This window comes from Nocardia carnea (genome assembly GCF_029869215.1).
Lineage (GTDB): Bacteria > Actinomycetota > Actinomycetes > Mycobacteriales > Mycobacteriaceae > Nocardia > Nocardia carnea_B.
The window spans coordinates 1-7,087 of sequence record NZ_JARWPM010000172.1; the positions used below are offsets into that span (position 1 = coordinate 1).

Annotated in this window: 6 protein-coding genes; 4 read left to right on the forward strand and 2 right to left on the reverse strand. The window is 70.2% G+C overall.

Annotated elements, in window-relative coordinates; translation table 11 throughout:
* Positions 1-107 precede the first annotated feature (107 nt).
* Positions 108-1,052, forward strand: coding sequence for a patatin-like phospholipase family protein (locus tag QH276_RS11700; protein WP_348536585.1), 945 nt, complete (start codon positions 108-110; stop codon positions 1,050-1,052).
* Positions 1,053-1,513: 461 nt separating this feature from the next.
* Here QH276_RS11700 and amaB read toward each other — a convergent pair whose 3' ends face one another.
* Positions 1,514-3,049, reverse strand: coding sequence for an L-piperidine-6-carboxylate dehydrogenase (amaB, locus tag QH276_RS11705; protein ID WP_280396509.1), 1,536 nt, complete (start codon positions 3,047-3,049; stop codon positions 1,514-1,516).
* 112 nt (positions 3,050-3,161) lie between these two features.
* Here amaB and QH276_RS11710 point away from each other — a divergent pair, with 112 nt between their 5' ends.
* Both QH276_RS11710 and lat read left to right on the forward strand, forming a co-directional pair.
* Positions 3,162-3,614, forward strand: coding sequence for an Lrp/AsnC family transcriptional regulator (locus QH276_RS11710; RefSeq protein WP_280396510.1), 453 nt, complete (start codon positions 3,162-3,164; stop codon positions 3,612-3,614).
* A gap of 86 nt (positions 3,615-3,700) precedes the next feature.
* A complete protein-coding gene (lat, locus tag QH276_RS11715; protein ID WP_280396511.1) occupies positions 3,701-5,053 on the forward strand; it encodes an L-lysine 6-transaminase in 1,353 nt (450 codons plus the stop codon).
* Between the two features lie 51 nt (positions 5,054-5,104).
* Here lat and QH276_RS11720 read toward each other — a convergent pair whose 3' ends face one another.
* Positions 5,105-5,464 carry a hypothetical protein gene (locus QH276_RS11720; RefSeq protein ID WP_280396512.1) on the reverse strand — a complete coding sequence of 120 codons (360 nt, stop codon included), beginning with the start codon at positions 5,462-5,464 and terminating at the stop codon, positions 5,105-5,107.
* Positions 5,465-5,703: 239 nt separating this feature from the next.
* On the opposite strand from QH276_RS11720, the gene QH276_RS11725 reads away from it, so the two are divergent.
* The coding region (locus QH276_RS11725) for a serine/threonine-protein kinase (protein ID WP_280406728.1) at positions 5,704-7,087 on the forward strand (1,384 nt) is incomplete at its 3' end.

Consider the following 7,087-nt stretch of genomic DNA (forward strand, 5'->3'; position numbering starts at 1 on the left):
CGGGGGGCCCCCCCCCCCCCCAAAACCGGCCCCACCAGGGGGCCCCCGCCCCCCGGGGGGGGGGCCCCTACCAATACCCCCCCCCCGCTCGGGCGTATGGTGACCTGGTGAGCGCAGTACAACCGACGGTCGCGGAGGTGATCCGCGACCGTTTCGCATCCGGTAGCCGATCCGACAGCCATCGGCTGGTTCTCGTTGTCGAGGGCGGCGGCAGCCGCGGGGTGTACTCCAGCGGGATGGTGCACGCCCTGGAAGAACTCGGGCTGGCGAAGATCTTCGACGCCGTCTACGGCACCTCGGCGGGCGCCATCAACGCGGCCTGGTTGCTGTGCGGGCGGGCGGGCCGCGGAATGAAGGCCTGGACCGATGCCGCCATCATGCGCCGGGCGATCGACCCGATGCGGATGCTGCGGGGCCGACCGGCCTTCGACCTGAACTTCCTCGTGCACAAGGTGTACGACGGCCTGCATCCGATGGATTTTCCGGCCATCCTGGCGAACGAAACCACCTTCCACCCCATCGCCACCGATATCGGTACCGGCCTGCCGGTGGACCTGCACCCCTACATCATGGACAAGGACACGTTGAAAACGGCGCTCCGCGCGTCTTCGGGGCTGCCGCTGCTGGCCGGGCCACCGGTCGCGCTGGGCGGCCGCCGGTACTTCGACGGCGGGCTCTCCGAAACGGTCCCGGTCCGCAGCGCGCTGAAGGGCGGGGCGACGCACGCGCTGATCCTGCGCACCCGGCGCGCCGACGAACGCCGCCCACCCGCACCGCGGCTGCACCACCTCGTCGGCGGTACCTATATGCGGCTCACCGCACCCGGCGCCTACCAGGCCTGGAAGTTACGCCCCGGACAGCAGGTACTCGAAGACGGCGTGATCGCCGGGATGGGCGCCGCGGCGCATCAGATCCACCCGCCTGCCGGGTCGCCGGATATCAGCAGCGTCGAAACGGACCCGGGAATCCTCACCCGCGGGATGGATATCGGTCGTAGCGCCGTCGCCGAATTCTTCGCCCAGCTCAGCCCCATCGCCGCCGAATCCTGCTGAGTGGCCCGGCCCCCGGCGCGGCAGCTCGAACCCGCGAACGCCGGAACCTGCGCGGGCAGCCCACACCGACCGCTGCTGGTTGTTCGCCCGTAGGTGTCCGGCGCCGGCGTTCTCCGGTCCTGCTGTGCAGGCATCAGCCGCGCCTGGTGTGCCCGTTGCCCACCGTGCCGCCCGGTGATTGCCGTCGCCGACCCACGCAGTCGGTGCGGCGGTCGCGCCGCCCCGGCCACCCGCGGAGAGCGGCCTCTCAGCGGCTGACCGGCTGATGGTGGCCGCGTTTTCGACGCGGCCGACCGGAGTGGGTCCGCCCCACCTGCGTGGGCGACCCGTTGCGGACCGGTCGTTCCCGGCGCCGTCCAGATCGCCTCCATTCCGGATATGGCCGGGCGATGCGGCGGGTCGCGGCCGGTGCGAAACCGCCGCAGCCGCCGGCGCGCTGTCCTTCTGCTCCTGCCGGGAGGTCAGTCGAAGCGGATGCCCTGCGCCAGCGGGAGTTCGCTGGAGTAGTTGATCGTGTTGGTCGCCCGGCGCATATACGCCTTCCACGCGTCGGAACCCGACTCGCGGCCGCCGCCGGTGTGTTTCTCGCCGCCGAAGGCACCACCGATCTCCGCGCCCGAGGTGCCGATATTGACATTGGCGATACCGCAGTCCGACCCGTCGGCGGCGAGGAACCGCTCGGCCTCGCGCTGATCGGTGGTGAAGATCGCCGAGGAAAGTCCTTGCGGCACACCGTTGTGCAGCGCCAGGGCGGTATCGAATTCGTCGTAGGTGAGGACGTACAGGATCGGGGCGAAGGTTTCCTCGCGCACGATCTCGGTCTGGCCCGGCATCCGGACGATCGCCGGGTGGGCGTAGCGCGCCTCCGGCCCCATTCCGCCCACCGCGACCTCGTGCCCGCCGCACAACAGTTCGCCGCCGTCGCGCTGAGCCCGGACGAGCGCGTCGCGCATCCGTTCCCACGCTTCGGGACCGCTCAACGGGCCCACCTGCACCCCGGCGTCGAGCGGGTTGCCGACCCGCAACTGCCGGTAGGCGCGGACCAGCCGGTCCAGCAGTTCGTCCGCGATCCGGCTGTGCACGATCAGCCGGCGCAGTGTCGTACAGCGCTGGCCCGCGGTACCGGCCGCGGCGAAGACGATGGCGCGGACGGCCAGGTCCAGATCGGCCGAGGGGGCGACCACGGCGGCGTTGTTACCGCCGAGCTCCAGCAGGCAGCGGCCGAACCTGGCCGCGACCCGCGGACCCACCTGCCGGCCCATCGCGACCGAACCCGTGGCACTCACCAGCGCCACCCGCTCGTCGTCGACCAGTTGCGCCCCGGCCGCACCGGTTCCCAGGACGAGCTGATGGATGCGCTGATCGGCGTCCACGGTGCGCGCCGCCCGCCGTAACAGGGCATGACAGGCCAGGGCTGTCAACGGGGTGCGGTCCGACGGTTTCCACACCACCGTGTCACCGCAGACGAGCGCGAGCGCGGTGTTCCACGCCCACACCGCGACCGGGAAGTTGAACGCCGAGATCACGCCCACCACACCGAGCGGATGCCAGGTTTCCATGAGCCGGTGCCCGGGACGTTCCGAGGCCATCGTGTAGCCGTAGAGCTGCCGGGACAATCCCACCGCGAAATCGCAGATATCGATCATCTCCTGGACCTCGCCCCGCGCCTCGGCCGGGATCTTGCCCACCTCCAGCGTGACGAGTTCGGCGAGTTCGTCCTGGTGGCGCCGCAGCAGCACGGCCAGTTCCCGGACCACCGCCGCGCGCTGCGGGGCCGGAACGGTCCGCCAGGATCCGAACGCGGCGGCGGCCTCGCCGACCGCGGTGCCGATCTCGGCGGGGGTGTGCGGTCGCAGGCCGATGAGTACCTCACCGGTGATCGGACAGTGCACAGCCATCGCACCGGCCGGCGGGCGGTCGATTTCCAGAGCGCCCAGCAGGGCGTCCACCCGATGCGAAAATCGGACGGTTCGGGTCTCGCTGTCGGTCTCGGTCATCGCGAACTCCTCGGGTTCGGCCGGACGAAATACGCTGTGCGAATGGCACGGCCGGAGAATGAACGTTCACAACAGTGTTCCGGCGGTGTGTCCGCTACGTTAGCCTTCGCTGATGGCGGAAACACCGGCAAAACCGACCCTGGATGAGATCGATCGCCTGCTGATCCGGGAACTGATGGCCGACGGTCGGGCGACATTGTCCAATCTGGCCGAGAAGGCGAGCCTTTCGGTATCCGCCGTGCAATCCCGGGTGCGCCGGCTCGAGGCGCGCGGTGTGATCCGCGGCTATACGGCCGATGTCGACCCCGAGGCGCTGGGGCAGTTGCTGTCGGCATTTGTGGCGATCACTCCTCTCGATCCGTCCCAGCCCGATGACGCGCCCGCGCTGTTGCAGCAGGTGCCGGGTATCGAGGCCTGCCATTCGGTGGCCGGCGACGAGAGCTACATCCTGCTGGTCCGGGTGGCGTCCCCGCGGCATCTCGAGCAGTTACTGCAGCAGATCCGGGCGACCGCCAACGTCCGCACGCGAAGCACCATCATCCTGCAGACATTCTACGAGAAGTAGCTTCTAGCGTAACAATTTCTTCTCGTTATGGTTCCGGCAGTAAAATTTACCGGAAGGGTAGTTCGTGCTCCCGTACCGTCGGGGATGTGACCATCGAACTGGAACGCTCCGGCGCCGGCGGTGACACCGCACGCATCCCCGCAACCCGCGTCCACGAGACACTGTCGGCGCATATGCTCACCGACGGTTTCGATCTGGTGCTGGACCTGCCCGCTTCCTACGGCCGGCACCTGGTGGACGCCCGCGACGGCACCGATTACCTCGATATGTTCGGTTTCTTCGCCTCCAGCGCCCTCGGCATGAACCATCCGGCGCTGGCCGGCGACGCCGCGTTCCGCAACGAATTGACCACGGCGGCGGTGAACAAACCGAGCAATTCCGATATCTACACCGTCGAGATGGCGCGGTTCGTGGACACCTTCGCCCGGGTCCTCGGCGATCCGCGGCTCCCCCATCTGTTCTTCATCGACGGCGGCGCGCTCGCCGTGGAGAACGCGCTCAAGACCGCGTTCGACTGGAAGAGCCGGCACAACGAATTACACGGCCGCACAGCGCTACCCGGCCGCGAGCCGGGAGTGCTGCACCTCACCGGAGCGTTCCACGGCCGCACCGGGTACACGCTGTCGCTCACCAATACCGACCCGGTGAAAACCGAACGCTTCCCGGTGTTCGACTGGCCGCGTATCGAAACCCCGTACCTCGGCGGGCCCGGCGATATCGAACACGCCGAACGGCGCGCGCTGGACCAGGCCGCGCGCGCCTTCGCCGACCGGCCGAACGGTATCGCCTGCTTCATCGCCGAACCCATCCAGGGCGAAGGCGGCGACCGCCATATGCGACCGGAATTCCTGCGGGCGATGCAACGGTTGTGCCACGCCAACGACGCCCTGTTCATCGTCGACGAGGTCCAGACCGGGGTCGGGATGACCGGAAGCCCCTGGGCCTACCGGCAATTCGGCTTACAGCCGGATATCGTGGCATTCGGTAAGAAGACCCAGGTCTGCGGGATCATGGCCGGTGGCCGGGTGGACGAGGTGCACGACAATGTCTTCACGGTGTCGTCGCGGCTCAACTCGACCTGGGGCGGCAACCTCGCCGATATGGTCCGCGCCCGCCGGATCCTCGAGGTCGTCGAACACGACGGGCTGATCGAACGCGCCGCGGTCCTCGGCGAGCATCTCCAGACGCTGCTTCGCGAGCTGGCCCAGCGGCATCCGGCCGTCACCGACCCCCGCGGCCGCGGCCTGATGTGCGCGATTACCTTGCCCGACACCGCTTTCCGGGATGCCGTACTCGCCGCGCTAAGAGGCCGCGAGCACGTCCTGATGATCGGCACCGGATCGCGCGGAATACGCTTCCGGCCGCCGCTGACGGTAGAACGTGAGGAACTGGACGCGGCCGTAGCGGCCCTGGACCGGGTGCTGCGGCACCCTGCCTGAGCCGGTCGCGGCCCATACCGCCGGCCGACTCCTGAAGGCGGAGATCGGCGATCACCGCTCCGGGTCGCCGACCACCTCGGGCCGCAACCCGAACGCACCCTCGACGAAACCGCACACCGCCCGCACACCGGCGTCCAGCGCCGGCTCATGACCCGGCCGTGCCCACCCGGACACCTCGGCGGTACCGTCCGCCCGCGGCTCCGCGACGACCTCCGCTAACAACTCCGCTGTAGTCGGCTCACACACCGCCCACGAGAAGTGCGACTCCGCCACCCACTGCGCGCTCCGCCGCGCCACGTACCCCGGATCCGTAATTCCCCCGGCCACCAGCGCGGGCCGGTCGTCGATCCGCTCATCGGCCCGCAAGGCCCGCAGATACCACTGCCCCGCATTGATCTCGATCGGCTCCACTCCATCACCCTGGCACACCGAAACCCGGTGGCCATCACGACGGGCAGGCCACTCGCCGGGCCGGCCGCAAGACCGGACACAACCGAGTGCAGCGAGGCCGGCGATCATCGTGCTACCGGTCACGCTGTGCCGCGCCGCCGGTCAGGGTTAGGGTCGGAGTACATCCGGGCCCCGAATCCGGTCCCCGGACCACCGCGCCCGCGGATACCCGCGCCGCGACGGTGACAGGAAGGACGGGCATGGCCGAGCAGCGACTGGGCCCCTACCGGCTCGAGCGGCTGCTCGGGCAGGGCGGTATGGGGCAGGTATGGCTGGCGCATGCCGACCCCGCCCGTGGGCGGCCCGGGCGGCGGGTCGCGCTGAAACTGCTGCCCGCCGAACTCGCGGCCGACCCGACCTACCGCAGCCGATTCGAACGAGAGGCCGAACTCGCCGCCCGCCTGCGCGACCGGCATCTCGTGGCGATCCACGCGCACGGTGAGCTGGACGGCCGGTTGTTCATCGAGATGGAGTACGTCGAGGGTGAGGATCTGTCGCGAATCCTGCACCGCGGGCCGCTCCCGCCGGAGCGGGCCGTCGCTATCGTCACCCAGACCGCGGCGGCCCTCGACGCCGCGCATCGGGCCGGTCTGGTGCACCGGGATGTGAAACCGTCCAATATCGTCGTCCGGCGCGATGGGGTGGTGTACCTGATCGATTTCGGTATCGCGCACGGCGCCGGCAGTACCGCGCTGACCGCGTCGGGCCTTGCCGTCGGGACGTGGGCGTATATGGCGCCGGAGCGGTTCACCGGGGAAACCGACTTCCGCGCCGATATCTATTCACTGGGCTGTGTGCTGTTCGAATGCCTGGCCGGAATCCGGCCGTTCGGCGATACCGATCCGGCGCGGCAGATGCACGACCACCTCACGACCACCCCGCCGAGTGTGCGGGCGCTGGTCCCGGGGATCCCGGACCGCCTCGATGCGGCGATCACCCGCGCGCTGGCCAAGGAACCCGGCGACCGCTTCTCCTCTGCCGGCGAGTTCGCCCGGGCCGCCGCGACGGCGCTGGGGGTCGCGAGCCCGCTCCCGGCCGCGTCATCCGGTCACGCCACCGAACACCCCGGCACCCACCATTACGCGGTCGGCCCGAACCCCGCGGACACCCGCCGAGAAGAATCGCCGGATCACCCCGCCACCCGCCGGTACGAGACGCCGGTTTCTGCAGGTGGTCACCACGAAGCCGGTGGCCCGCCCGGCACCCGGAGATTCGAGACGCCCGGCAGCCACCCCGAACCCGCCGCAGGTCCCGCGGGCACCCGCCGATACGAGACGCCCGGCAGCCACCCCGAACCCGCCGCGGGACCCGCGGGCACCCGCCGGTACGAGGCCGCGCACCCCGGCACCCGCCCGTACACAGGATTCGCCGCGGCCGGCGCAGACGGCGCGGCGGGATATCCGCCGACGCGGGCATACACCCGGCTGGAACCGGGTCACGGTGCCGCCGGTTCGGCGGCGGGGCACGGGCCGGCAGGTGCGGTGGCGGGTTACCGGCCGGCAAGCGCCGTAGCCGGTCGCGAAGTGGTGCCCGCGGGCGGCCGGCCGGGTACTGCGGCGCCGCCCGCTCGCCGCTACCCCGCGC

What these genes read in the sequence shown, in the direction of transcription:
- amaB (WP_280396509.1), bottom strand. Translation starts at nt 3,049, where the DNA reads ATGACCGAGACCGACAGCGAGACCCGAACCGTCCGATTTTCGCATCGG.
- QH276_RS11710 (WP_280396510.1), top strand. Translation starts at nt 3,162, where the DNA reads ATGGCGGAAACACCGGCAAAACCGACCCTGGATGAGATCGATCGCCTG.